This window comes from Frankia sp. CeCAU1 (assembly GCF_977971845.1).
This window is the reverse complement of record NZ_CDWWXA010000047.1, coordinates 1-25852: the sequence shown is the minus strand read 5'-3', so window position 1 is coordinate 25852 and position 25852 is coordinate 1. Positions and strand designations below refer to the sequence as shown.

At 71.5% G+C, this 25852-nt stretch carries 19 protein-coding genes; 10 read left to right on the top strand and 9 right to left on the bottom strand.

Translation table 11 applies throughout. The features are described 5' to 3' along the window. Window positions 1-2 precede the first annotated feature (2 nt). Entirely contained in the window at window positions 3-3122 is a 3120-nt protein-coding gene (gene fxsT / locus AC08OO_RS10885) for an FxSxx-COOH system tetratricopeptide repeat protein (protein WP_476611142.1), read from the top strand. 19 nt (window positions 3123-3141) lie between these two features. Here fxsT and AC08OO_RS10880 read toward each other — a convergent pair whose 3' ends face one another. The 3 genes from AC08OO_RS10880 to AC08OO_RS10870 form a co-directional block, all read right to left on the bottom strand. Continuing rightward, the gene (locus AC08OO_RS10880; protein ID WP_476618473.1) at window positions 3142-3663 is read right to left on the bottom strand and encodes a hypothetical protein; all 522 of its coding nucleotides are present in this window, start codon (window positions 3661-3663) and stop codon (window positions 3142-3144) included. Between the two features lie 572 nt (window positions 3664-4235). After that, entirely contained in the window at window positions 4236-5576 is a 1341-nt protein-coding gene (galK, locus tag AC08OO_RS10875) for a galactokinase (protein WP_476609452.1), read from the bottom strand. A 66-nt stretch (window positions 5577-5642) separates the two neighbouring features. Then, window positions 5643-6878, bottom strand: a complete 1236-nt coding sequence (locus AC08OO_RS10870) for a UDP-glucose--hexose-1-phosphate uridylyltransferase (RefSeq protein ID WP_476618472.1) — start codon at window positions 6876-6878, stop codon at window positions 5643-5645. Between the two features lie 229 nt (window positions 6879-7107). On the opposite strand from AC08OO_RS10870, the gene soxR reads away from it, so the two are divergent. The 3 genes from soxR to AC08OO_RS10855 all read left to right on the top strand — a co-directional run bounded on the left by soxR (window position 7108) and on the right by AC08OO_RS10855 (window position 9917). Further along, window positions 7108-7599 carry a redox-sensitive transcriptional activator SoxR gene (soxR, locus tag AC08OO_RS10865; RefSeq protein ID WP_476609450.1) on the top strand — a complete coding sequence of 164 codons (492 nt, stop codon included), beginning with the start codon at window positions 7108-7110 and terminating at the stop codon, window positions 7597-7599. A 111-nt stretch (window positions 7600-7710) separates the two neighbouring features. After that, entirely contained in the window at window positions 7711-8460 is a 750-nt protein-coding gene (locus AC08OO_RS10860; RefSeq protein ID WP_476607392.1) for an NADPH-dependent FMN reductase, read from the top strand. A gap of 200 nt (window positions 8461-8660) precedes the next feature. Then, window positions 8661-9917, top strand: a complete 1257-nt coding sequence (locus tag AC08OO_RS10855) for an ABC transporter substrate-binding protein (RefSeq protein WP_476609449.1) — start codon at window positions 8661-8663, stop codon at window positions 9915-9917. Window positions 9918-9941: 24 nt separating this feature from the next. Here the strand turns inward: AC08OO_RS10855 and AC08OO_RS10850 are convergent, their stop codons facing one another. Beyond that, window positions 9942-13850: an ATP-binding cassette domain-containing protein gene (locus tag AC08OO_RS10850; RefSeq protein ID WP_476609448.1), complete on the bottom strand. Its 3909-nt coding sequence runs from the start codon at window positions 13848-13850 to the stop codon at window positions 9942-9944. Between the two features lie 390 nt (window positions 13851-14240). Between AC08OO_RS10850 and AC08OO_RS10845 the strand changes: the two genes are divergently transcribed. Together AC08OO_RS10845 and AC08OO_RS10840 are read left to right on the top strand one after the other, a co-directional pair. Next, window positions 14241-15248, top strand: coding sequence for a CAP domain-containing protein (locus AC08OO_RS10845; RefSeq protein WP_476609447.1), 1008 nt, complete (start codon window positions 14241-14243; stop codon window positions 15246-15248). Between the two features lie 384 nt (window positions 15249-15632). Further along, on the top strand, window positions 15633-17582 hold the full coding sequence (locus tag AC08OO_RS10840; RefSeq protein ID WP_476609446.1) for a glycoside hydrolase family 26 protein: 1950 nt from the start codon (window positions 15633-15635) through the stop codon (window positions 17580-17582). 72 nt (window positions 17583-17654) lie between these two features. Here the strand turns inward: AC08OO_RS10840 and AC08OO_RS10835 are convergent, their stop codons facing one another. Both AC08OO_RS10835 and mshB read right to left on the bottom strand, forming a co-directional pair. Continuing rightward, the gene (locus tag AC08OO_RS10835; protein ID WP_476618471.1) at window positions 17655-17906 is read right to left on the bottom strand and encodes a DUF1918 domain-containing protein; all 252 of its coding nucleotides are present in this window, start codon (window positions 17904-17906) and stop codon (window positions 17655-17657) included. 14 nt (window positions 17907-17920) lie between these two features. After that, a complete protein-coding gene (gene mshB, locus AC08OO_RS10830) occupies window positions 17921-18844 on the bottom strand; it encodes an N-acetyl-1-D-myo-inositol-2-amino-2-deoxy-alpha-D-glucopyranoside deacetylase (protein WP_476609445.1) in 924 nt (307 codons plus the stop codon). 188 nt (window positions 18845-19032) lie between these two features. On the opposite strand from mshB, the gene AC08OO_RS10825 reads away from it, so the two are divergent. Together AC08OO_RS10825 and AC08OO_RS10820 are read left to right on the top strand one after the other, a co-directional pair. Further along, window positions 19033-20118: a PLP-dependent cysteine synthase family protein gene (locus AC08OO_RS10825; protein ID WP_476609444.1), complete on the top strand. Its 1086-nt coding sequence runs from the start codon at window positions 19033-19035 to the stop codon at window positions 20116-20118. Window positions 20119-20257: 139 nt separating this feature from the next. Beyond that, window positions 20258-20692 carry a response regulator gene (locus AC08OO_RS10820; RefSeq protein ID WP_476609443.1) on the top strand — a complete coding sequence of 145 codons (435 nt, stop codon included), beginning with the start codon at window positions 20258-20260 and terminating at the stop codon, window positions 20690-20692. A 31-nt stretch (window positions 20693-20723) separates the two neighbouring features. On the opposite strand, the gene AC08OO_RS10815 is transcribed toward AC08OO_RS10820, so the two are convergent. The 3 genes from AC08OO_RS10815 to AC08OO_RS10805 all read right to left on the bottom strand — a co-directional run bounded on the left by AC08OO_RS10815 (window position 20724) and on the right by AC08OO_RS10805 (window position 23599). Next, window positions 20724-21821, bottom strand: coding sequence for an amidohydrolase family protein (locus AC08OO_RS10815; protein ID WP_476609454.1), 1098 nt, complete (start codon window positions 21819-21821; stop codon window positions 20724-20726). 110 nt (window positions 21822-21931) lie between these two features. Continuing rightward, entirely contained in the window at window positions 21932-22303 is a 372-nt protein-coding gene (locus AC08OO_RS10810; RefSeq protein WP_476607574.1) for a hypothetical protein, read from the bottom strand. Between the two features lie 345 nt (window positions 22304-22648). Then, window positions 22649-23599, bottom strand: a complete 951-nt coding sequence (locus AC08OO_RS10805) for a LysR family transcriptional regulator (RefSeq protein ID WP_011437843.1) — start codon at window positions 23597-23599, stop codon at window positions 22649-22651. Between the two features lie 164 nt (window positions 23600-23763). Between AC08OO_RS10805 and AC08OO_RS10800 the strand changes: the two genes are divergently transcribed. After that, window positions 23764-24432: a succinate dehydrogenase cytochrome b subunit gene (locus AC08OO_RS10800; protein WP_349256631.1), complete on the top strand. Its 669-nt coding sequence runs from the start codon at window positions 23764-23766 to the stop codon at window positions 24430-24432. Between the two features lie 154 nt (window positions 24433-24586). After that, the coding region (gene sdhA / locus AC08OO_RS10795) for a succinate dehydrogenase (quinone) flavoprotein subunit (protein WP_476618470.1) at window positions 24587-25852 on the top strand (1266 nt) is incomplete at its 3' end.

The following is a 25852-nucleotide window of genomic DNA, read 5'->3' as shown; positions in this document are numbered from 1 at the left end:
CGGTGACCGGCGGGGGCGATGGGCACGGCGCTCCCGACTGTTTCGTGTCGTACGCGGACGACGGGCGGGCCTGGGCCGAATGGATCGCCGGGACGTTGGAGGATGCCGGCTACCAGGTCCTGCTTGAGTCCTGGGCGCCGGCGGGGACGCATCGGGTGGGGTGGCTGGACCGGGCGGTGAGCCAGGCCCGGCACACGATCGCGGTGGTCTCCGACGGCTACCTGCGCTCCTCGCCCGCGGTCGCCGAATGGGCGGCGGCGTGGTCGGCCGACCCGACCGGAGGCGAACGCCGGCTGCTGGTGACCAGGGTGGCGGACCGGCCGCTGCCCGGTCTGCTGGGCCAACTCGTCCCGGTCGACCTGTTCGACCGCAGCGAGATCGCCGTCCGGGCCAGCCTGCTCGCGGCCCTGCGCGGCGACCGGCCACAGCCGGAACAGCCGCCGGGCTTCCCCGGCCGGCGGGGGATCTTCCCGCCGGAGCTGCCGGCGGTGTGGAACGTGCCGGACCAGCCGGCCCGGTTCGTCGGCCGGACGGCCGCGCTCGCCCGGCTCGACGAGGCGCTGTCCCGCTCGCCGCTGGTCACCGTGACGGGAATCGCGGGGATCGGGAAGACCAGCCTGGTCACCGAGTACGCCCGCCAGCACCGGGCGGATCTCGACGCCGTGTGGTGGGTGCCGGCGGAACGCCCCGAGCTGATCGGCGAGCGGGTGCGCGAGCTCGCCCCGGCGGTGGGCCTGCCCGGCCACGCGGAACCGGCCGCCGTGATCGCGAACCTCGGCCGGGCCGACGGCCGCTGGCTGATCGTGCTCGACGACGCGGCCGACGCCGACACGCTGCCGGACTGGCTGCGGCCCACCGAACCCGGCCGGCTGCTACTGACCTCCCGCAACCCCGGCTGGGACCATCTCGGCCCGGTCGTGCCGGTCGGGCCGATGGACCGGGCCGAGTCCGTCACCCTGCTCGCCGGCCGGCTGCCCGCCGTCGAACGGACGGTCGCCGACCGGATCGCCGAGCGGCTCGGGGACCACCCGCTCGCCCTCGACCAGGCCGCCCACCGCATCAGTACCGGCCGCACCCCCGCCGAGACCTACCTTCAGGTGTTAATCGACCGGCCGGAGGTCCTCCTGGCGCAGGGGGAGGTGAGCGGGCGGCCCGGGGCCACCGCCGCCACCCTCTGGGACGAGCCGATCCGCCGGCTCGACGCCGAGGCACCGGCCGCCGGCCACCTGCTGCGGATCGTCGCGCACGGCGACAACGAACCGATCCCGATCCGGCTGTTCACCGCCGAGCCGGACGTGATCCCCGATGCCGGGCTGCGGGCGGCGGCCGGCGACCCGCTCGCCCTCGCCGACACCGTCGGCGCCCTGGAGCGGTACGGCCTGGCCCACCGCGACGCGGACACCGTGACGATGCACCGGCTGGTGCGGGCCGCCGTGCACACCCACACCGGCCCCGACCAGGCCGACGAGATCGTCGCGACCATGGCCCGGATGCTGCGCGCGTCGCTGCCCGACGCCGTCACGGCCAACCCGGAAGCCTGGCCCGCCTGGCGGGAGCTGCTCCCGCATACGCTCGCCGTGCTCGACGCCACCGCCGAGCGTCCGGAGGCCGACGGTCCGGAGGCCGCCTGGCTGGCGGAACGCTCGGCGGCCTACCTGCTCGAGCAGGGCCGAGCCGACCAGGCCCTCCCCCTCGCGGCCCGCGCCCTGGCCGCCCGCGAGCGGCTCGACGGCCCGGCGCACGTCGACACCCTGGCCTGCCGGGAGACCCTCGCGCGGGTCGCCCTCGGCGCCGGACGGATCGACGCCGCCGGCCGCCTGGCCGAGCGCACCGTCGCCGACCGCGAACGCATCCTCGGCCCCGAACACCCCGACACCCTGGTCAGTCGGGACACCCTAGCCCAGCTATTCCAGAAGGTCGGCCAGACCGACCGCGCGGTCGAGATGTTCCAGCGCACCCTCGCCGCCCGGGAACGCATCCTCGGCCCCGAGCACCCCGACACCCTGGAAGGCCGGCACAGCCTCGGCCGCGCCTACGACGCCGCCGGCCGCGGCGACGAGGCGGCCCGGCTGCTGCGGGACACCCTCGCCGACCGGCGGCGGATCCTCGGCCCGGAGCATCCCGCCACCCTCGGCACCCGCCACCAACTCGCCGTCGCCTACCGCCGGATCGGCGCGGTGGGCGACGCCGTGCCGCTGTTCGAGCAGACCCTCGCCGCCCGGGAACGCATCCTCGGCCCCGAGCATCCCGCCACCCTCGGCACCCGCCACCAACTCGCCGTCACCCATCATCAGGCCGGACGGCTCGATGACGCCACGCGCGAGTTCGGCCGCGCGCTGACCGGCCGCGAGCGCGCCCTCGGCCCCGACCACCCCGACACCCTCGAAACGGTCGACGGACTCGCCCGCGCCCACCTGTACGCCGGACGGCTCGATGACGCCGCACGCGAGTTCGGCCGCGCGCTGACCGGCCGGGAACGCGCCCTCGGCCCCGACCACCCCGACACCACCGAGACCCGCGAGAGCCTCGCCACCGCCCACCTCAGGCTGGGCCGGCCCGGCGACGCCGTCCCCCACCTCGAACGCGCCCTCGACCGCCACGAGCACGTCCTCGGCCGCGCGCACCCCCACACCGTCGACGCCCGGAACGCCCTCGCGACGACCTACCGGCGCACCGGCCAGCTTGAGGCGGCCGTGCCGCTGCTCGAACGGCTGCTCGCCGACCGGAGCCGGGCGCACGGCGTCGGCGACGCGCGCACCCTGCGCACCGCCGACGGGCTCGCCGAGGTCTACCGGACCACCGGCCGGCTTCCGCAGGCCGTCGACCTGGACGAACGTGTCCTCGCCGTCCGCGAGCGGCTCCTCGGCCCCGGCCACCCCGACACCCGCGCCACCCGGGGCGCCCTCGCCGACACCTACCGCCAGGCCGGCCGGCCCGCCGACGCCGTCCCCCTCTACCGCGCCGCGCTCACCGACGCGCTGCGCGAGCACGGCCCGTTCCATCCGGACAGCACCCGGGCCCGCCGCACCCTCGCCGACACTGTCGGCGAGGTCCGCCACGATCAGCCGCCCCTCGAACGGTCGATCCCGGTGGAGCCGAGGTTCCGCCACCGCGACCCCTGACTGACGCCGGCACGCCGGGTCACCGCTGGTCGGCCGGCCCGGCCGGCTCGTCGGGGTCACCGGGGTCACCGGGGTCGACGGGCGGAAATCGATCGAGCAGCTCCAGCTTGCGGAGCAGCGCCTCGTCCGCCGCCCCCCGCGCCGGCCGCCCGCCCTCCGCCGCCCGCTCGCGGTCCTCCTCCCGGCGCCGCGCCTCTTCCCGGGCAGACTCCGCATCCATCTGGTCCAGCAGCTCCTGTCTATACCGCTCGAACCACTTCCGGTTCTCCCGCCGCTCCTGTTCGGCGGCAAGCTCATTCGTCAACTCCTGGCCATGCCGCGCGTTCCACACTCGGGAGAACGAGCCGTCCCAGTCGACCGGACGGAGGTCGAACCTGCCCGCAAACGTCGCCCCAGCCTCATCCGCCCCCGCGTCGGCGTCCGGCCCCGGCTCGGCATCGGGCGCCGGCTGCCCGGACGGTTCCCGACCGGCTGGCGACCGCGCCCCCGGTTCACGCTCGGCCGCGGGCTCACCTGACGGATCGGCGGTTTCCTCGGACATCACAGTCTTCTCCCGTCCCTGAGGCTCACCGTCATGATCCCACCATCACCGGCCCGCCGTGCCCCCCACGATCCCTCCAGGGATGATCAGCGACCACCGCCCCCTTCCGGGCTGGTACACCCCGCGGGCGTTGCGATCCCTCCAGGGATGATCAGCGACCCGCTGGTAAAGCTGCAGGTCAACGCCATGATCTACGATGGTCCAGGGGCTACTTTTGCAGCGGTCCTGCGGTAGTGCAACAGCCCAGGCCAGAGCCATGATCGACGGCCTAGAGTATCGAGCTCCGGCTGCCCATCGCGACGCCGAGCCACTCCGACTCGACAAAATCCGGGATGCGGCAGACGTGGACGCTGTCAACGGCCTGAGGATCGGGTGGGACTTGAGGATCGGACGGGACGAGTGGCCCGCGGGACATGAGAAGGGCCGCACGAGTGCGACCAGCTGTGACGCGGGCCTGGGCCGTGCGGCCTGCTGTTCCCATCCCGCCCTGACCATGACCTTCCGTGCGCCCCTCGCCGATCTGGCCGCGGAGCTCGCCCCCACCATGGGCCGCCGACTTCCGCCCCCGGTCGCTACCCGAGGTCCAGGACGGACGTGCCGGCGACCGCCGAGCAGACATGCAGCACGGCCCGCCGGCCGGACAGCGCGGTGTACGCCGGTTCGAACGCCTCGGTGAAGGCGGTCAGCCGGGACCTGTCGACGAGGGCCACCGCACAGCCCGCGAAACCACCGCCGGTCATCCGGGCGCCGAAGCACCCCGGAGCCGCCGAAGCCGCCTGGACCGCCGCGTCGAGCTCCGGACCCGACACCTCGAAGTCCTCCCGGATCCCGCGATGCCCCGCCAGCAACAGCCGCCCGGCCGTTGGGGCGTCGCCCGCGCGCAGTGCCACGGCGACGGCGTCGACCCGGGCGTTCTCGGCGACGACGAACCGGGCCCGGCGCAGCGCGACCGGGTCCACCGCGACCGGGTCCGGCGTGGCCGGGTCCGGCCCGGTCACGCCGCCCGCCCCGCCCGACCGAGCCGCCCCGTCGAGCCGGGCCACCGCCTCGTCCATCGACCGGGGCGTGAGGTCCCGCAACGCGGCGACGCCCAGCGCCCGCGCCGCCCGCTCACACTCCGCCCGTCGGGTGGCGTACTCGCTGGTCACCACCTGTCGGCGCGAGCCGGTGTCGATGACCACCACGGCCAGCCCGCCCGGCAGCGGCACCGGCTCGGTCGTCAGCGTGCGGCAGTCGATCCGCAGCGCGTGGCCGGCCACGCCCGCGGCGCAGGCGAGCTGGTCGAGCAGGCCCGTCGCCGCCCCCACCCAGAGGTTCTCCGCCCGCTGGGCGAGCAGCGCGAGCTCCGTCGGCGCGGGCGTCAACCCGGCGAGATGCGCACCGGCCAGGGCGACGGCCAGCTCCAGCGCGGCCGAGGAGGACAGTCCCGCGCCGACGGGGATGTCGCTGGCCAGCGTGCCACGCCAGGGCACCAAGCCCCCTCCGGCGGGGAAGCTCGACCCGGCGGCGGCACGGGAGCTCCCCGATCCGGCGGCCAGCATCACCGCGACGCCCTCGACATACCGAACCCATCCGGGTGCCCGGGCGGACACCGGCGTGTCGAGGCCCGGCGGCGGCAGCGGGATCACGGCGGGCACCACGTCCTGCTCGGACACCAGCCGGAGCTCGGGCGCCTCGTTACGGCGCAGGGCGATGCACAGCTCCCGGTCGATGGCCACCGGAAGGCAGAAACCGTCGTTGTAGTCGGTGTGCTCGCCGATGAGGTTCACCCGGGCGGGCGCGCGGACGAGGTGGGTGGGCCGCTCTCCGTAGGTCTCGACGAACGCGCGCACCGCACGCTCAGTGGCCGGATGCTCAGTGGCCGGATGCTCAGTGGCCGGATACTCGGCGGCCGGATACTCGGCGGCTCTCATGACGCCAGTGTCGGGGAGTCGTGGGCCCTGCGGCACGCGGGATGACCACGGCCGCGCGGGCTCGGCTCAGGCCCGGTCCGCCGCGACGGGAGCCATGACGGCGCGTAGCCGGTCCGCGGCGGCCTCCGGAGTGAGGTCACGCTGCACGTCGGCGAGCATTTCGTAGCCGACCTGATGCTTGCGAATGGTCGGGGAGCGCAGCAACGGCGGATAGAAGTGGGCGTGCAGCTGCCAGAACGCCGCGGGCGGATCGCCGGGTCCCCGGCCGGGATCAAGGTCCGGCCCCGGCACCGGCTCCAGCCCTGGTCCCGGCTCCAGCCCTGGTCCCGGCTCCAGCCCCGGTCCCGGCCGGGGTCCGGTCGCGGGATGCGGCCCGGGCGCTCCGTGCCAGCCCATCGAGAACGGGAAGGGATGGTCGAACAGGGCGTCGTAGCCGGTGAGGAGGCGGCCGAGCAGGCGGGACAGCCCGTCCCGCTGGTCGTCGGAGAGCGCGGCGAGGCGGTCGACCGGATGCCGGGGCAGGAGCAGGGTCTCGAACGGCCACAGCGCCCAGAACGGCACGACGACGAGCCAGTGCTCCTCCGCCAGGATCACCCGCTCCCCCGCCGCCGTCTCGATCTCGGCGTAGTCCATCAGCAGGGAGCTGCCAGACCGGGCGAAGTGCTCCCGCTGCCGCGCATCCTCGGCGGCCGGCTCGTCGGGCAACGCGTCGCAGGCCCAGATCTGACCGTGGGGATGCGGGTTCGACGCGCCCATCGCGGTGCCGCGGTTCTCGAAGACCTGCACCCAGCGCCAGGTGCGGGAGAGTTCCTCCTCTTGCGCCGCCCAGGTGTCCACGACCGCCCGGACCTCGGCCGGAGTCATGTCGACGAGCCCGCGATCATGACGAGGGCCGAAGCACACGACCCGGCACGTCCCCCGGGCCGGTTCGCTGCGCAGCAGGCCCGATCCGGGACCCGCCGGCCACACCGGAGCCGGGTCGGCGGGCAAGTCGGCGGGCAAGTCGACGGGCGGGGCGACAGGCGGGCCGGCGGGCCGGACCGGGTCGGGACGCAGCGCCGGGAAGTCGTTGGTGAACACGTAGGTACCGGAGTAGGAGGGGTTGCGTTCACCGCCGGCCCGGAGGTTGCCCGGGCAGAGGTCGCATAGAGGATCATGGGCGACTGCGGCCGGCACCGGCGGTGGTTCCTGACCGCCGTGCCACGGTCGCCGCGTCCGCCCCGGCGAGACCAGAACCCAACGGCCGGTGAGCGGGTTGAACCGCCGATGCGTGATGTCGTCCATCGCGACGAAGCCTGCCATGGGCGGCGACCGCGGCAAACGCGCTGCCGGGACGGCCGGGGGTGATCCCCGTTACCACGGAGCCGGAGCGTGACGAGGGGCGACGCGGGGCAGCGAGGGGCGGCGAGACGTAACGAGGCGTGGCGAAGCATGACGGGACGTGACCGGGCATGACGGCCAGCCCGTCGCGGCGCCGCCGGGTTCCGGGAACCTCATGTTGAGTTCAACTTCAACACCATAGTCTGCGGGCATGCTTCCTACCGATCTGATGACCGTGGGTGAGCTCTCGCAGCGAAGTGGCTTCGCCGCGTCGGCGCTGCGCTTCTACGAACAGCAGGGCCTGCTCACCGCCACCCGGACCTCGGGTGGGCAGCGCCGGTACGAGCGCCATGTCCTGCGGCGGCTGGCGTTCATCCGCGCCGCCACCGCGGTCGGGCTCAGTCTCGACGAGGTGCGGGAGACCCTGTCGACGCTGCCCGAGTCGCGCACGCCGACCAAGGCGGACTGGTCCGCGATCTCGCGGCGGTGGCGCGGCCGGCTGGACGACGAGATCGCGGCCCTGGTCGCTCTGCGTGACAAACTCGACTTGTGTATCGGCTGCGGCTGCCTGTCGCTGCGAAGCTGCCGCATCTCGAATCCGCACGACCGGATCGCCGAGCTGGGGCCGGGCGCTCGCGCGCTGCCGGCCGCGCTGCGCCGGACCCGCGACCCCCTCGATCGGTGTGGTCAGCCCGTCCGATAGGACATCGGCTAGGACATCCGCGATAGGACAGACGCGACGGCACGCGGGTGGCGGTCCATCGCCGGACCGGGACGCCGGACCGGGACGCCGGATCCGGGACGAGGAGGGGTAGTGGGAGACACATTCGGCATGTTCCAACCGGGTGCCAGCAACGGCGAGCCGAGGAGCGGGCGCAGCCAGACGGGCAGCCAGACGGTCGGTACGGATCCCGTCTCCGGGCTGCCCAGCCGGGTCTCGGCGCACCGTTCGCCCGACATGCCGCCGGACGGTCCCGGTCCGGTGCGGGCCCGTCGCCGCCGCCCGTTAATCGTCGGCATCGGTGGCAGCAGCCGGGCGAACTCCACCACCCACCAGGCCCTGGCGACGGTGCTGGCGATGATGGGGCAGGCCGGCGCGGAGACGGTGCTGCTCGGTGCGGCGGACCTGGACCTGCCGATGTACGCGCCGGAACGCCAGGAACGTCCCGCCGCCGCGCTGCGCCTCCTCGCCGCCGTCGAACGGGCCGACGGCCTCGTGATCGCGACTCCCGGTTACCACGGCGGGATATCGGGCCAGGTCAAGAACGCCCTGGACTATCTGGAGGACCTGCGCGGCGCGCCCCGGCCATACCTGGACGGCCGGGCGGTCGCACTGATCGTCGGCGCCCGGGGCACGCAGGCGGCCGGGACGGCGCTGACGGCCCTGCGCTCGACGGTGCACGCCCTGCGCGGCTGGCCGACCCCGCTGGGCGTCACCCTGAACACTGCGGTGCCGCTCTTCGACCCGCACGGGCGAGTGCTCGACCGGACCGTCGCGGCCCGCCTGGACACCCTCGCCGACCAGATCATGGGGTTCACCTACGCCTGGTCCCAGGTGCTCTGAGGTGACCTGAGGTGCTCTGAGGTGACCTGACGCCGGGGCACGATCCCACGCCGAGGCCCCCGCGGGTCCCAGCCAACCCGGGCGTATCCGTCCTGAGCAGGCAGGTCTACCGTGGCGGGGCCTGGCAGGGGACAGCGGGGCCTGGCAGGGGACCGGAACACGGAACGCGGACGAGGCACGCTCGACGAGGAGGCGGCACGGTGGGACGACGGTACGGGCTCCGGTGGCTCGCCGCGGCGGTTCTGGGCGCTGTGCTGGCGGGAACGCTCGCCGCGTGCGGTGGCGACTCGGACGGCGAAGCCACCGGCACGTCCTCGGCCGGATCAACGGTCAAACTGATGATCATCGCCCCGGTGGGCACGTCCGGAACGAACTACCCGGAGATGGTGGCCGCCGCCCGGGCCGCCGTGCGCGGGGTCAACGCCCGGGGTGGGATCGCCGGCCACCGGGTCGAGCTCGTGCACTGCAACGAGAAGAACGACGCCGCCATGGCCAGGAAGTGCGCCCAGCAGGCGGTGGATCAGCACGTGCTCGCGGTCGTCGGCGAGGTCAGCGGCTCGGGCGGGATCATGCCCATCCTGGAGAACGCGGGGATCCCGTCCATCGGTTCGGCCGGGATCTCGGCCGACGGATCCGAGCTCAGCTCCCCGATCAGCTACGTCATCAGCCCGCTGACCCTCTACCCCGCGGTCTGCCCGTCGTTGCTCGCCAAGGCGGGAGCCACCCGCCTCGGGCTGGTCGGCTACGACCTCAGCGCCAGCGACCGGCTCATCATCATGGCCGAGGGCGGCGCGAAGGCGGTGAACCGTCCGATCAATCCGAAGATCCGTATTCCGATCACGACGAGCGACTTCACCCCGGCGATCTCCCAGCTCACCCGGTCCGGTGCCGACGGAGCCGTGCTCGTCGTGTTCGACCAGGCCGCCTACGCGGTGATCTCCCAGGCCGGCCAGCGGGTCCGGACCTGCCACGCGGCCGGAACCCTCTCGCCGAAGTACCTGTCGACGCTCGGTCCGGCCGCGGACAACCTCGTGGTCGCGACCGCGTTCCCCGAGCTGAGCCAGGCCGGCCAGTTCCCCGAGGTCGCCCGGATGATCTCCGAACTGGACGCCGAGCAGGCCGGCGGGGACGCGGACGCGGCCCCCGCGCTACGCACCACGACGACCACCACCGGCGCGTGGCTGTCCGTGCAGATCGCCGAGAAGGTGGGCAACAAGGTGTCCGGCCCGCTCACCGCCCGCACCCTGCTCGACCAGCTCAACCGGACCACCGACCTGGACCTGGGCGGCATCGTCCCGCGGCTGAACCTCACGGCGACGACGCCGATCCCCGGGGCGGAACGGATCTTCAACACCACGCTGCGGGGAGCCCGCTGGGACAGCGCGTCGAAGAGCTTCGTGCCACTCGGCCCGGAGACCTACTCCGGCCTGGACATCCTGCGCCGGGCCGCCTCCTGACTCTGAGGCACGCGCTGACCCGGGTCAGGCACGCGGGCCGCTGAGGGCGCCATCGCCGGCTGGGGCACCATCGCCAGCTGGGGCACCATCGCCGGAGTCCGCCGGCCGTCCGGGTGACAGATAGGCGCCGAGCAGGATCTCCCGGTCGGCACGGGCCTGGGCGGCAGTGCCCGACCAGGCGAGGGCCCCGTGCCGCAGGACGTGCACCCGATCGGCGATCGACAGGGCGCTGCGGACGTGCTGCTCGACGAGGATCACGGCGAGCCCATCGTCCGCGGCGGCGCGCACCGCCGCCAGCAGACGGTCCACGACGCGCGGCGCGAGGCCCAGCGAGAGCTCGTCGGCGAGCAGAACCGTGGGCCGGCGCGCCAAGGCGCGCGCGAGGGTCACCATCTGCTGCTGCCCCCCGGAGAGCAGCCCCGCCCGCCGATCGAGGTGCTCGGCAAGCTCGGGGAAGACCGCGAGGGCGAGGTCCGGGTCGCATCGACCGACCCGGAGATTTTCCCGGACGGTGAGGTCCATGATGACCGAGCGTTCCTCGGGAACCAGGCTCAGGCCACGTCGGCACCGTTCGTGCAGCGCGGCGGTCGTCACGGCCCCGGCGAGCAGGACCTCGCCTCCCGCCGACGGGATCGCGCCGGCCAGCGCCAGCAGTGTCGTCGTCTTGCCGGCACCGTTCGGGCCGAGCAGGGTCACGACCTCGCCGGCGTGAACCTCCAGGTTGAGGTCGCGGACCACCGGGCCGTTGCCGTAGCCGGCGGACAGGCCCCGCGCCGCCAGCACCGCGGGGCCGGCCGCGAACCGGGCCGGGTCCGTCCTATCGGCGACGCGATCCCCGGTCCCGCCCGCGGACGGGCCGGCCGGCCGGGTCCAGGAGACGGCCCGCCGGGTCCAGGAGACGGCCGGCCGGGCCGGGACCGCCGCCTCCCCCAGGCAGGCGACCCGCACCCGGGGGTCGTCGCGCACCCGCTCCGGCGTCCCCTCGGCGATGCGCTCCCCGGCGTCCAGCACGACCACCCGGTCGCAGACCCCCATAACCACGTCCATGTCGTGTTCGTTGAGCAGGATGCCCAGCCCCCAGTCGTCGGCGAGCCGACGCAGCAGGCCCGCGACCTCCGCGCTCTCCGATTCGTCCAGCCCGGCGCACGGCTCGTCGAGCAGCAGCACGGCGGGGCGCGCCGCGACGGCCCGGGCGATGGCCAGCAGCCGACGACGACCGTAGGGAAGCTCCGCCACGGTGCGCAGGAGATCGTCGCGCAGCCCGAAGGCGTCGACCGCGGCGACCGCGGCCGGCTCAAGCGGACGTCCCCGGGGGAACAGCAGGTCGGTGAGATAGGCGCGGGTGTCCCGGCGGTCGCTGGCCGCCTGGATGTTCTCGATGACCGTCAGATCGTCGAACAGCTCCAGGTTCTGGAACGACCGGCTGATGCCGGCGCGGGCCCGCCGGTGCGCCGGCAGACGGTCCAGCCGGACGCCGCCCAACGTCATCGACGTGACCGACGTGACCGAGGACGGGGTGTAACCGGTGATCGCGTCGATGACCGTCGTCTTGCCCGCGCCGTTCGGGCCGATCATCCCGACAATCTGACCGGGTTCCACCCGCAGGTCGACCGAGCGCACCGCGGTGACCGCGCCGAACCGGACCGTCAGACCCCAGACCGACAGGACGGCGGGCACGGCGGGCACGGCGGGCACGGCGACGGATGCGGCCGGCACGGCGGGCGGCGCGCCGAGCAGGCGGGCCAGGCGGGCGGCATCGCAGCGGCGGCGGGCGGCCGCCGCGGGGACCCGGTCGTGGAGCAGCCTGGCGGTGCGGGCGTTCTCCGGCGCCATGCCCCCACCCGACCGGGACAGCACGACGACGAGGACGATCCCGCCGATCAGCGGCACGTAGCGGTCGAGCTCGGCCAGCCAGTCCCGCACCCAGCCGCCGAAGACCGCTGCGACCAGGGCTGCGACGGCGGCAACGGCCCAGGGGGCGTACCGGGCGGCGGCGCCGAGCCGGCGGCGCGGGCGCGGCGCGCTGACGAGCGAGGCACCGGCGGCGAGGCCGAGCAGCCCGGCGAGGGCCGCCACGACGACCCGCAGCAGCACGCCGAGCCGGGCGAGCAGGTCGCCGACCCAGCCGCCGAGCCGGGTCGCGAGCGCCCCGGCGGCCATCGTCGCCCCGGCGAACGCCCCGCTGACCCAGCCGACCCCGCCGAGCACCGCGTAGGCGATAAGCATGATCGACGAGAACGGCGCGAAGGCGCCACCGCCATAGTCGATGTTCCCGCGCTCCCCGTAGACGTAGAACGCATAGAGCACCCCGCCGAATCCGGCGATGGCCGCCGACAGCGCGAAGGCGTAGAGCTTCGCGCCGACCACGCTGATGCCGAGCGCGGCGGCGGCCCGCTCGTTGGTCCGCACCGCGATCAGCCGCCGGCCCGCGCGCCCGCGCCGCAGGTTGGCGACGGCCAGCGCGACGAGGACGAAGGCGAGGACGGAGACGGTCGCGAACCCGCGGGGGTTGGCAACCTTGTCCAACCCGATGCCGAGGAATGTCTGACGGCCGACGACCGTGCCCTCCGGGGAAGCCAGATCGCCGAACAGCGACCCGATGGAGTCCGCGCTCCTCGGTGCCGGGGAGTGGTAGCCGCGCTGGAACAGCAGAGCGTCGACGGCGGTGCCCAGGCCCAGGGTCACCACCGCGAGCTGCAGGCCCCGGGTCCGCAGCGCCGGCAGGGCGAACAACAGTCCGACCGCGGCCGTGCCGGCGACCCCGACGAGCATGGCCGCCTCCAAGGGCCAGCCGCGGGTCGCGACGAGCCGTCCGGCGATCAACGCCGCGATGCCGGAAAAGGCGAGCTGCGCCAGGGACAACTGCCCGGTGAACCCGACGAGCACGACGACGGACAGGATGACCAGCGCCCACAGGGCGTTCGCGTCGATCGCGTCGACCCAGTCAACCGGCAGCAGCCACCAGATCGCCGCCAGGGTGGCCGCCACGGTGACCGCGAGGGCGCGCGGATGCACCCGGCCGCTACCGAGGGCAGGCTGACGTTCGGCGAGGTGGCCGCGTTCGGGTATTCCCTGCCCGCGGATCGCGAGGTAGAAGACGATGACCGCCAGCGGCACAGCCCGGTCGACCCCGCGCCACCAGGGGTGCTCGGCGACCAGCTGGAACTGGGTCTCCACCTCGACGACCCCGAGGGCGAGCCCGCCCGCCAGCACCATCGGGAAGGAGCGGAACCGCGCGACCAGCGCGACCGCCAGCGCCGGGACGATGAGCAGGAGCAGGTTCGCCGAGGACAACGGGTTCTGCAGCGGCGCGAGCAGGACCCCGCCGAGACCGGCCAGCGCGCTGCCTGCGCCCCAGGCCGCGGCGGCGACGGTGTCCGCCGACCAGCCGAAGGTCGCGGCGGCCCGGAGGTTCTCCGCCGCCACCGTCGCGGCGAGGCCCACCGTGGTGAACCGGAACACCGCCCAGAGCCCCGCGACCAGCACGGCGACCACGGCCAGCCGGACGAACACGGACACGCCGACGGGCTCGTCGAACAGCGTTATCCTGCCGGTCGGCAGCACCGTCGGGGAGGTACGCACGGCACCGGCGAACATCAGCGTCAGCAACGACTGCAAGATGATCAGCAGGCCGAGCGTCGCCATCAGCCGCAGCAGCGAGGTCGCCTCACGCAGTGGCCGCATCACCAGCAGGTGGAACACGACCCCGATGACGGTCGTCGACAGCACGGCCAGCGGCGCCGCGAGGCCGAGCGGCAGCCCCCACCCGGCGTGCAGCCCATGGAAGGCATAGGCCGCCCAGGCCAGCAGCGCGCCCTGGGCCAGGTTGAGCACGCCGGCCCCGCGGGCGATGACCACCACACCCGAGGCCACGAGGGCGTAGAGCGCGCCCGTGCCCAGACTGAGCAGGGCGTAGCCCATGACGTCATTCAACGGCGGTCCACCCTGCTCCGGGCACCGCGGAACGGTGCCTCGATCATCCCTCAGTGGCCCCCCACCAATGGTCGCCGGCTCTCCTCGATCGCGATGAGCGGCGTGAGCCCACCGGAAAATCCGCAGGCCAGACCATTGATCATATGATCACGGCAACCGAGGTGACGGTACGGCCGGACAGACCGGCAAGGCAATCAAACCAGCCACAACAGCCACCGAACCCCACGAGAGCCACCGAATAGCATGAGAGTCACAGAACCTCGCGAAAGCTACCTAACCCCACGGATTGGTCGGGGGTGACGGAACGCGGGCACACCGCGAAACGTCCGGGATGGCACCATCGGACGAACGCTCGATGGCGGACGACCACGGCTACAGGGGTGGAAACGGATGCGGGACCTGGTGCCTGGCGCGAACGGGCCGTTGCCTGCCGGCCCCGTCTCGGTCCGGCTCGCCGGTCCCTTCGACGTCTGTGCGCTCGTCACCGGCGCGAACGGCAAGGTCGCCGCGGACAGCGACTTCGTGTTCTACAACCAGCCCAGGGCGCCGGGCGTGGCACTCTCGGGCGGCGCGGTGACCGTCGATCCGGGCCGGCTGCGCCTGGGCGCCGAACGTGTCGTGATCGCCGCCAGCCCCGAGGACGGTACGACGCCCTTCGGACGGCTGCCAGCTCTCGCCGTCACCATCCATAATGATCATGATGCCCTCATCGCCCGCTTCGCACCGCCGCCGTTGTCCCGCGAGACCGTGGTCACGCTGGTGGAGATCTACCGGCGCGGCCCCGCGTGGAAGATCCGGGCGGTGGGGCAGGGTTACGCAGACGGCCTCGCCGGTCTCGCCCGGGACTTCGGAGTCGACATCGACGACGGCGACCAGGGCCACCAGGGCCACCAGGGCCACCAGGGCCACCAGGGCCACCAGGGCCACCAGGGCCACCAGGGCCAGGGTCAACGCCGTGACCCTCCCGGGTACCCCGATTCCACGGGTCGGGGTACCCGGGAGGGCGATCTGACCCTCGTGCTCGCGCGGGTCGTCACGCTCACCAATGCCGAGCGCGCCCGGGAGGGTCTCGCGCCGCTGACCGTCGACGACCGCTTGGCCGCCGCCGCGGAGGCGCACAGCGTGGACATGGCGACCCGTGGCTTCTTCGCGCACACCAGCCCGGAGGGACGCACGGTGTCCGACCGGGTGAGCGCTCTGGGCTACCGCTACGCCCAGGTCGCCGAGAACATCGCCGCCGGCCAGAGCAGTGCGGACGAGGTGGTGACGGGATGGATGAACAGCCCCGGTCACCGGGCGAACATCCTCATCCCGCGGCTGCGCCAGATCGGCGTCGGGCAGGCCACCGGCGGCGAGTATGGTCGCTACTGGACGCAGGTCTTCGGCACCCTGCTCTGACCGCAGGCGCTCTGACCGCAGGCGTACCGGAGGTAGGTCGCACCTTCGGCTACAAAGGTATCGGCATTCCCGCGCAGGCGTTGACCGACCGGGCCGAACGGATCACGATTTTTCTGCGCCGACCCCAAGGAACCGCCAGAACCGGTGACAGCGCCGCCGCGAGCGAAGAATCTGCGCAATCCGGCTGTGCACGTTCCACCCGAACCGCCGGGAAGGACGACGTCACAAGTCTTCGCCCACCCCTGGAGAAGTGCGCGTCGAATCTCCGGACAACGACGTTCGACCATGCCCGCGAACCATTGATCTAGCTTCCTTCCTGGTTGATGAGTCAGCTTTCATCGACAAGCTCGACACGCGTTCCACAACCCAGGACAGGACTGGAGAATGCGCACAGAGAACAAACGGGACGGGACAGCGTCCCAGCCCAGGAGATATTCGAACGGCCGTCACGCGCGGACTCGAGCACGTCGCCACCGGATCGGCGGGCTGCTGCTCACCCTCACCGTGGCTCTGATGACCGGGGCATTGACCGGACCTGCCCGCGCGCAGGCCCCGACGATCATCGAGGACAGCGCCATCGGCACCGGGCTCAACCAGGTCTCCTACACGGGGACGTGGACCCGGTGCACCGGGTGCATAGCCGGGCCCCTCGACGACGGCTTCCGGTACTCGTCGACCTACGGCAGCGTCGCCGCGTTCCAGTTCATCGGCACGCGGGTGACCATCTTCGGGGTCAAGGGACCGTGGAGCGGCCAGGCCGCGATCAGCATCGACGGCAGCACCCCGGAGCTCGTCGACACCTTCGCTACGGTCGCGGTCGCGAGCTCGATCTTCACCTCGAACACGCTCACCGCGGGCACCCACACAGTGCAGATCACCAACCTGCACCAGCGCAATGCCGCGTCCCGGGGCTACGACGTCGCCTTCGACCGCGCCGAGGCGATCAACGAGGTGGCGCCGCCCCCGCCGACACCGCCGGTGCCCACGGCGCTCACCATCGAGGACACGACGATCGGCACCGGCACCAACCAGGTCTCTTACTCGACCGGGTGGACGAAGTGCACCGGCTGCATTACCTCCCCGAACAACAGCTTCTACTACTCGGCGACCGCCGGCGCGGTCGCCACGATCCGTTTCAGCGGAACGCAGGTCAACATCTACGGCGCCAAGGGCCCGATCGGGGGATTCAGCACGATCCGCCTGGACGGCGGCCAGCCGGTCAACGTCGACACCTACGCGCCGACCTCGAGCATCACCCTGTTCTACAGCTCGGACAAGCTCGCCGCCGGCACGCACACCCTGACCCTGACGAATACCGGGCAGCGCAACACCTCCTCGCAGGGCAACAACGTCGGTTTCGACCGGGCGGAGGTCACCACCGGAGCGAACCCGCCGCCGGCCCCGCCGTCCTACGCCGGGCCCCGCTCGGGCAAAGGGTGGCTGACCGGAACCTATCCCGATCCGGTGATGAACCAGCAGAACCTGGAGGCGTTCTGCACCTGGCGCGGGGCGCCCTGTGACTTCACCCTGCTTTACACCACCCGGAACAGCTGGGCGAACGTCAGCCAGCCGGTGGATCTGCTGCGCACCTTCGCCAACTGGCCCGGCCGGTTGATCATCTCCATCCCCCCCTTCCCGGAGCGCATCGGTGCCAGCAACGCGACCTGCGCCACCGGGGCCTACGACGAGTACTGGAAGACCTTCGGACGCGTACTGAACGCCTACGGCCGGCAGAACTCCTACCTGCGAATCGCCTGGGAGGGCAACGGCGACTGGTACGAATGGTCCGCCACCAACCCCAAGGACTACGTCAACTGCTGGCGCCACGTCGCGGACGCCATCAACTCGACCGCGGAGCCGGACCCCACCCTGTGCTGGTGCCTCAACGCTCACTACTCGCAGAACCCGCCGAGCCACAACCCGATGGACATGTATCCGGGCGACGCCTGGGTGGACGGGGTCGGCCTCGACGCGTACGACCACTGGCCGCCGTCCCGGACAAAGGCCGAGTTCGACGCCCAGGCCAACGCCCCCGGTGGGCTGAACTACTGGTTCAACTTCGCCCGCGCGCACAACAAGCTCTTCGGCGTCGGCGAATGGGGGGTGGTGAGTACCAGCGGCAACAACGGTGGCGGTGACAACGCCAATTACATCCAGTGGATGTACGACTGGTTCGTGGCCCATGCCGGCAAGGGGCTGGCCTACGAGTACTACTTCAACAACTGCGACCCGAACAACGTCGGTTCGAACCTGTACCGACCGCTCAGCGCCACGTGTCTCTACCTGAACCGGCAGGCGGGCGCCCGCTATAAACAGCTCTACTCCGGGAAATAGGGTCCGGAGGTGACGCCGGGTGCCGCCCGCCGGCAATGATCAGTAGGCGGCACCCCTCCACCCGAGGGGTCCTCAGCCGGGCCGCCGGTCGCGGCTGGGACGTAGCTCGACCGATTCGTAGGCGGCCGGGATGTACCACGATTCGCGGCCGTCGTCCCACCGGACGATGAACGGCGCTCGGCCGCTCTCGCCGCGAATCTTGAGTATCACACCGTGGCGCTCGGTACGACCTGTTGCCGAATTACGCACGACGAGGCGGTCCCCGACCCTGGCGTACATGATGTTCCCGGTGTACATCAGGATTCCCCCCCGCGGTCCGTTCACGGTCCGTTCCGGCATCAGCGCGTCGCCACTCCGTCGAACAGGTCGGTTTCCACGCCGGAACCCGAGCCCGGGCCCACCGCCCCCCGGGCCAACACGAAGTTCTCGGTGGCCTTCGCCGACCGGCCGTTCCCGTCGACCAGAGCGAAGAAGAATCCGTCCACGGTCATCTGGCTGCGGTGGGCCCGCATTGCCGCGATCTTCGCGGCGAAGAAGCCCGGCGCCTCGATCGTCGTGGTGACCTTGGTATCGGGAACCGACAGCAGCATGTCCGAGGGCATCGTGATCCCCTCGGGGACCGTCTTCGCCAGGTCGGACCGCCAGATGCGGTCCACCGCGGACTCGACCGCGGAGTGGGACAGCGCCGTCTCGTACAACTTCGAGACCTGCCAGGTCGGACCCGCGTCGGGAGCGAAGTCCGGATCGGCCGCGTCGGCGAAGGCCCGGACGGTGACGTCGTGCGCCCTGATGTGATCGGGATGACCGTAGTCCCCGATCGCGTCGTAGGTCACGATCACCTGCGGCCGGACCTCCCGCACGATCCGTACGAGCGCATCGGACGCGTCGTCCATGTTCGCCCGCCAGAAGCAGCGCGGGTCGTCGTTCGCGGGGCTGTCCAACATGCCGCTGTCCCGCCAACGACCGGCGCCCCCGAGGAAGCGGTAGTCGGTGACGCCGAGCTCGGTACACGCCTGTTCCAGCTCCCCGATCCGGTATCCGCCGAGCTGGTCCGCGCGGTCCGCCCGCAGGTTGGTCAGCTCGGGGACCAGCACCTCGCCCATCTCGCCCAGCGTGCACGTGACAAGGACCACCTGGGTGTCGGGATCGGCGGCGTAGCGGGCCATCGTCGCCCCGGTCGCGATCGTCTCGTCGTCGGGATGAGCATGGACGAACACGATCCGACGGGCCGGCAGCGCACCGGAACCTTGAGTAACCGGCATAGCTTGACGGTAGGGGCGACCCACGGACGGCGCATCTCGACCATCGAACCGGTAACTTGCGGATACAGAGCCCGCAACCGCATCGATAACCCATAAGAGACAAACAGCTCACAGATCAACGAATCGACGAAGGCGGGCGGAAAGAACAAAGATCTTCATCCAAGCATGATCCGGGGAACGGGAAGGGCATGAGTGATGCACCCACCAGACAGGACGTCCGATGGACTCGGGAGGCCATTCGCCGAGTCGAGGCCGACACCAACAGGTCGGCGGACACCCACCTGTTCCCCCTGCACCTGTGGCCGGCGGAACGGGGCGTGGACATCTATCTGAAGGACGAGTCGACGCATCCCACCGGCTCGTTGAAGCACCGCCTGGCCCGGTCGCTGTTCCTCTACGGGCTGTGCAACGGCTGGATCCGGGAGGGGACGACGATCGTCGAGGCGTCCTCCGGGTCGACCGCGGTCTCGGAGGCCTACTTCGCCCGCATGCTCGGGCTCCCCTTCATCGCCGTCATGCCCGCCTCGACCAGCACGCAGAAGATCGCCCTGATCGAACGTGAGCGGGGTCGCTGCCACCTGGTGGCGGACGCCACCACGGTGTACGCGGAGGCCAGGCGGCTGGCCGAGGCCACGAACGGTCACTACATGGACCAGTTCACCTACGCGGAACGAGCGACGGACTGGCGCGGCAACAACAACATCGCCGAATCGATCTTCAATCAGATGGCGTTGGAGCGCCATCCCATCCCCACCTGGATCGTCGTCGGCGCCGGCACCGGGGGCACCAGCGCCACGATCGGGCGTTATCTGCGGTACCGGCAGCACAACTGCGCGCTGTGCGTCGTCGATCCCGAGGGCTCGGTGTTCCATCGCGCCTGGTCCACCGGCGACCCGCACGTCACCGGCGGGCACTCCCGCATCGAGGGCATCGGCCGCCCACAGGTGGAGCCGAGCTTCCTCCCCGACGTCGTCGACCGGATGATCACTGTGCCCGACGCGGCGTCCGTCGCGGCCATGTTGTTCCTGGAGACGCTGACGGGCCGCCGGACGGGTGCCTCCACCGGGACGAACCTCTGGGGCGCGGTACGGCTCGCCTGCGAGCTGGTGTCCTCCGGTCACCGCGGCAGCGTGGTCACCCTGATCTGCGACGGCGGCGAACGGTACGCCGACACGTACTACTCCGGTTCCTGGCTCGACGCGGCCGGCCTCGACCCGCGGCCGTTCACCGAGATCCTCTGCCAGGCCGTGACCTCCGCGGCCTGGCCGGGCTGAGGCGGCCTGGCCTGATCGGGTTGAGGCGGCCTGGCCGGGCTGGGCGGCCTGGCCGGCGCGGTGGCGACCCACCGAAAGCGATGCTACGGTTCCTCTGGCCACTAAATGCCACCGGTAAATTACCTACTGCGGTGATTTTATGCGGAACCTGTCGCAGGATCCGGCCGGGCAACGACCGGCCGACTCCGAGCCCGCCCGGCACGGCGAGACGGTCCTGATCGCCGAGGACGATGCCGCGTTGCTCGAGGTCGCCCGGCGGATCCTGAGCCGCAACGGCTACGAGGTGCTGGCGGCTTCCACCGCCCTCGACGCATGCTCGATCGCGATCGAGCACCGGGGCGACATCCACCTGCTGCTCACGGACGTGATCATGCCGCGCATGCAGGGCAGGGAACTCGCGAACCGCATCCGGGCCCAGCAACCCGGCATCCGGGTGCTCTACATGTCGGGATACGCCGATCCCGTTCTCACCGCGCAGGGGAAGCTGGACCCAGGGGTATCGCTGTTGACCAAACCCTTCTCCGAACGCACCCTGCTGGACAAGATCCGGCAGGTCCTCGATACTCCCCGCTGACCGGCCGCATACCCGGGGGACGCGGGGACGTTCAGGCAGAGACCGGCCGTCCGCGCAGAACGATGAGGTCCGGGGCGCCGAGCACCGCGACGTCGGCCCGCGGGTCGCTCGGATACACCACCAGATCGGCCCAGGCGCCCTCGGACAGGCCCGGATAACCGAGCCAGGAGCGGGCCCCCCAGGTCGCCGCGTCGAGCGCGGCCGCAGCCGGCAGCCCGGCCAGGCGAAGCTCGGCCACCTCGGCGGCGACCAGTCCGTGCGGGAGGCTTCCCCCTGCGTCGGTACCGACAAAGATCGGGATGCCGGCGTCGTAGGCCGCCCGCACCGTGTCATGGCGCCGGGCGTACAGGGCGCGCATGTGCCGGGCGTAGGCGGGGAACTTCGCCTCGGCGCCCGCGGCGATGTCCTCGAAGGTCGCGATGTTCACCAGGGTTGGCACGATGGCGACCCCCCGCTCGGCGAACAGCGGGATCGTGTGCTCGGTGAGACCGGTGGCGTGCTCGATGCAGTCGATCCCCGCCTCGACGAGATCCGCGAGGGAGTCCTCGGCGAAGCAGTGGGCGGTGACCCGGGCTCCGGCGGCGTGCGCCGCGTCGATCGCGGCCTTCGCCACGTCCGCGGGCCAGCACGACGCCAGGTCGCCCAGCCCGCGGTCGATCCAGTCGCCGACGAGCTTCACCCACCCGTCGCCCCGGCCGGCCTGCGCGAGGACCTCGGCGACGAGGTCGGTCGGCTCGACCTCCGCCGCGTAGTTGCGGAGGTATCGCCGGGGCCGGGCGATGTGCCGGCCGGCCCGCACCAGCCGGGGCAGGTCGTCACGGGCGTCGATCCACCGGGTGTCGGCCGGGGAGCCGGCGTCGCGCAGCAGCAGCGCGCCCGCCGCCCGGTCGGTGATGATCTGCTGCTCGGCGGTGGGCCTGTCGACGGCGCCGTGCGCGGCGAGGCCGACATGGCAGTGAGCGTCGACGAGGCCGGGCAACACCCATCCGGAGACCGTCCGTACGTCCCGGGCCGCCGCGCCGGTGGGAGCGGAGAAGGTGATCCGGCCGTCGACGACCCAGACCTCGTCACGGACCTCCGTCGGACCGACCAGCACGCCGCCACGGATCCGCAGCGTCGGCGCGTTCATATTCACGTCATATCCCTATCACCGTCGTCCGGTCACCGTCGTCCGGTCACCGGCGCGCCGGCACCAGGCCCGTGGCGAGGACGCGCCGCCCGATCGGGCCCCGGAAGCACTCAGACGTCGAGCTGCGACTCGACGGCGCGCAGCCGATGACGGGCCAGCGCGAGGTTCGCGCGCGGCTTGTCGAGCACCAGATAGAGGAACAGGCCACGGCCGGAATGGCTCTGCAACAACCGGATCAGATGATACTGGCGACCCAGCGTAATCAGGACGTCCTCGATGGTGTCCTGAAGCCCGAGACTCTCCATCGTCCGAATCTTCGCCCGGATGACCTCGGTGTTTCCGGCCGCAGCGATCTCAAGGTCGATCACATGCGTGTTACCGGCCGTTCCGAGGGTCATTCCACTGGTGAAGTCGACGAGGGCAACCCCTAGCGCCCCGCTTATCTCGAGCGATTCCTTCAGGGCAATGTCGACGCTGTTCATATCGCCTCCCGTGTGTTCGAGGTCGACGGCAGCTCCGACGCTGCCCCCGTTGTGCACTGGCGCCAGTTCACGCGAACCGCGCGTTGACAGTCGTCCCCGCAACCAGTCGTCCCCGCAACCAGTCCCCGCAGACCGGAAACCGCCCGGTCTACGACCGCTCGCACAACTTTAAGCCCACCCGACCGGATCGCGTGCGGGTGGGCGGAAAAAATGGGCTCGGTGGACAGGCGGACCACACGCCGAACCAGAAAAAGCGATGGCGATTCACTCGAAAAGAACCTGATCTTCACGCCATGAAAAGCCTGCCTCATCGAATACGTTGCACAGGAGCCCGAAGATGACAGATCACGTGCCGGCGGAGGTCGGTCCGGCGAGGAGTCGGGTGCCGTCGGGAAGGTTGCCCGAGGCCGCGGCGTCGCGGAGGTACTCCCACAGGACCCGTTGCAGCTCGACGGCGGCACGGGTCGGCTCGACGTCGCGGCGACGCGCCAGCCCGATGGTGCGTTGCAGCCCCGGGAGCACGAACGGGGTGACCCGCATGCCGAGCCGGTGGGCGACCGTGCTCGGAATCACCGCGCTGCCCAGACCCGCCGCGACGAAACCGAGCACAGCGTCCATCTCCCCGCCCTCGATCGCGAAAATCGGCTCGAATCCGGCCTCCCGGCAGGCCGTCACGGTGGCCTCCCGCAGGTCGTAGCCGCGGCGGAACATCACCATCGGGTGGTTGCGCAGATCGGCCACGGTCAGCGGGCGTCCGGCGACGATCGGTGGCTCGTCCAGCGACGAGACGAGGACCAGGCTCTCGCGGATCAGCGGCGAGGTCGCCAGTGCCGGGTCGCTGCTCTGCAGCGGAAGGATGATCAACGCCAGGTCCAGGCTGCCCGCGGCCAGATCGCGGACGAGGTCGCGTGATCCCCCCTCCTCGACCAGCAGGCGGATGCCCGGGTACCGCTGGTGGAACAGTCGCAGCACGTCGGGCAGGAAGCCGGTGCACAGGCTCGGGGTGGCACCGAGGCGCACCGTGCCGTGGCGCAGGTCGAGCAGCTCGGTGACCCGCTGGCGGGCGGTCTCGGTGTCGGTGAGGATGCGCCGGGCGAGCGGCAGGAGCGTCTCCCCCGCCGGGGTCAGGCTGATGTTCCCCCGCGCGCGGTTAAACAAAGGTGTGCCCAGCTCCTGTTCCAAGGCGCGGATCTGCTGGGACAGGGACGGCTGGGCGACATGCACCCGCTGGGCGGCCCGGGTGAAGTGCCGGGTCTCCGCGACGGCGACGAAATAGGCGAGCTGGTGGAGCTGCACGCCGCCAGCGTAGACGTCGATAGGACGGCACTATCGAGTCCAGGTTTATCATGTCTTGGACCACTGGAGGGAGTGCGCTCTAGGGTGCGCTCGTGGCTGTGACAACCCCGGCGCGGTCGGCGTCCCCTGCGCCCACCCCGCGGCCCCCGCGATCTTCGTCCGTCCTGCGCAACCTGTGGCGGTCAACCATCGGCAAAAAGACCGTGATGGCCGTCACCGGGCTGCTGATGCTCCTGTTCCTGATCGCTCACATGCTCGGGAACCTGAAGATTTTCTTTGGCCGCGACGACTTCGACCACTACGCCGGCTGGCTCCGGACGATCGGCGAGCCGGTCCTGCACGATACGTGGTACCTATGGATCCAACGCGTCGTGCTGGTGCTGGCCGTGGGCCTGCACACGGTGTCCGCGTACCAGCTCAGCCGGCGTGACCTGCGGGCCCGGCCGACAAAGTACGTCCACCGCCAACGAGCCCGGGCCAGTTATGCCACGCATGTGATGCGCTACGGCGGAATCACCCTCGCGTTGTTCATCGTGTACCACATCCTCGATTTCACGACGCTGACCCTCAACCGACACGGGGTCGAAGGTGCCGCCTACGACAACGTCGTGTCGAGTTTCAGCGTGTGGTGGGTCACGCTCATCTACATCGCCGCCATGATCTCCCTCGGGCTCCACATCCAGCACGGCTTCTGGAGTGCGGCCCAGACCCTCGGTGTCAACAACCCGAAACGGGACCGAGTTTTCAAGGCCACCGCCAATGTCCTCGCGGTTCTCCTCACGGTGGGATTCGTGATCGTTCCGGTGTCGGTTCTCGCCGGCCTGGTGGATTGACGGCACGGCACTGGACCGATGGGGCACTGGACCGATGGGGCACTGGACCGATGGGGCACTGCACCGATGGGTCACTGCACTGGTGGATTGAACAGCCGACGGCTCCGCGGCCGGCCTTGCGTGGCGCGGTGCCGGAAGCATGGGAAGGGCTGACATGTCGTTTTACAACCTCGGTGCCGACATCGCCGACACCGCGGCGCCGGACGTCCCGATCGAGCAACGCTGGGACAAGCGACGCTTCACCGCCAAGCTGGTCAACCCGGCCAACCGGCGCCGCCACACCGTGATCGTCGTCGGCACGGGGCTCGCCGGTGGCGCCGCCGGCGCCACCCTCGCCGAGCAGGGCTACCGGGTCATCCAGTTCTGCTACCAGGACTCGCCGCGCCGGGCGCACTCCATCGCCGCGCAGGGCGGCATCAACGCTGCGAAGAACTACCGCAACGACGGCGACTCGGTCTACCGGCTGTTCTACGACACGGTGAAGGGTGGCGACTTCCGCTCCCGGGAGTCCAACGTCTACCGTCTCGCGCAGACGTCCACCCAGATCATCGACCAGTGCGTGGCGCAGGGTGTGCCCTTCGCCCGGGAGTACGGCGGCCTGCTCGACACCCGGTCGTTCGGCGGCGTGCAGGTCTCGCGGACCTTCTACGCCCGGGGCCAGACGGGTCAGCAGCTGCTGATCGGCGCCTACCAGGCGCTGTCCCGGCAGATCGATGCCGGCGGCGTGGAGATACACCCGCGCACCGAGATGCTCGACCTGATCGTCATCGACGGGCACGCCCGCGGCATCGTCGCCCGCGACCTGGTCACTGGCCAGGTCTCCACCTACCTCGCCGACGCCGTCGTGCTCGCCACCGGCGGGTACGGCAACGTGTTCTACCTGTCGACGAACGCCAAGAACTCCAATGCCAGCGCGATCTGGCGGGCGCACCGGCGCGGGGCGTACTTCGCCAACCCGTGCTACACCCAGATCCACCCGACCTGCATCCCCCGCTCCGGCGACTACCAGGGCAAGCTCACGTTGATGAGCGAGTCGCTGCGCAACGACGGCCGCATCTGGGTGCCGAAGAAGGCGGGCGACACCCGCTCGCCCGACACCATCCCGGAGAACGAGCGCGACTACTACCTCGAGCGGATCTACCCGGGATTCGGCAACCTGGTCCCCCGTGACATCGCGTCGCGGGCGGCGAAGTACCAGTGCGACGCCGGTCGCGGCGTGGGTCCGGGCGGGCTCGGCGTCTACCTCGACTTCGCCGACGCCATCAAGCGGATGGGCGAGGACAAGGTCCGCGAGAAGTACGGCAACCTGTTCGAGATGTACGAGCGGATCACCGCCGAGGACCCCTACAAGGTGCCGATGCGGATCTACCCGGCCGTCCACTACACCATGGGTGGGCTGTGGGTGGGCTACGATCTACAG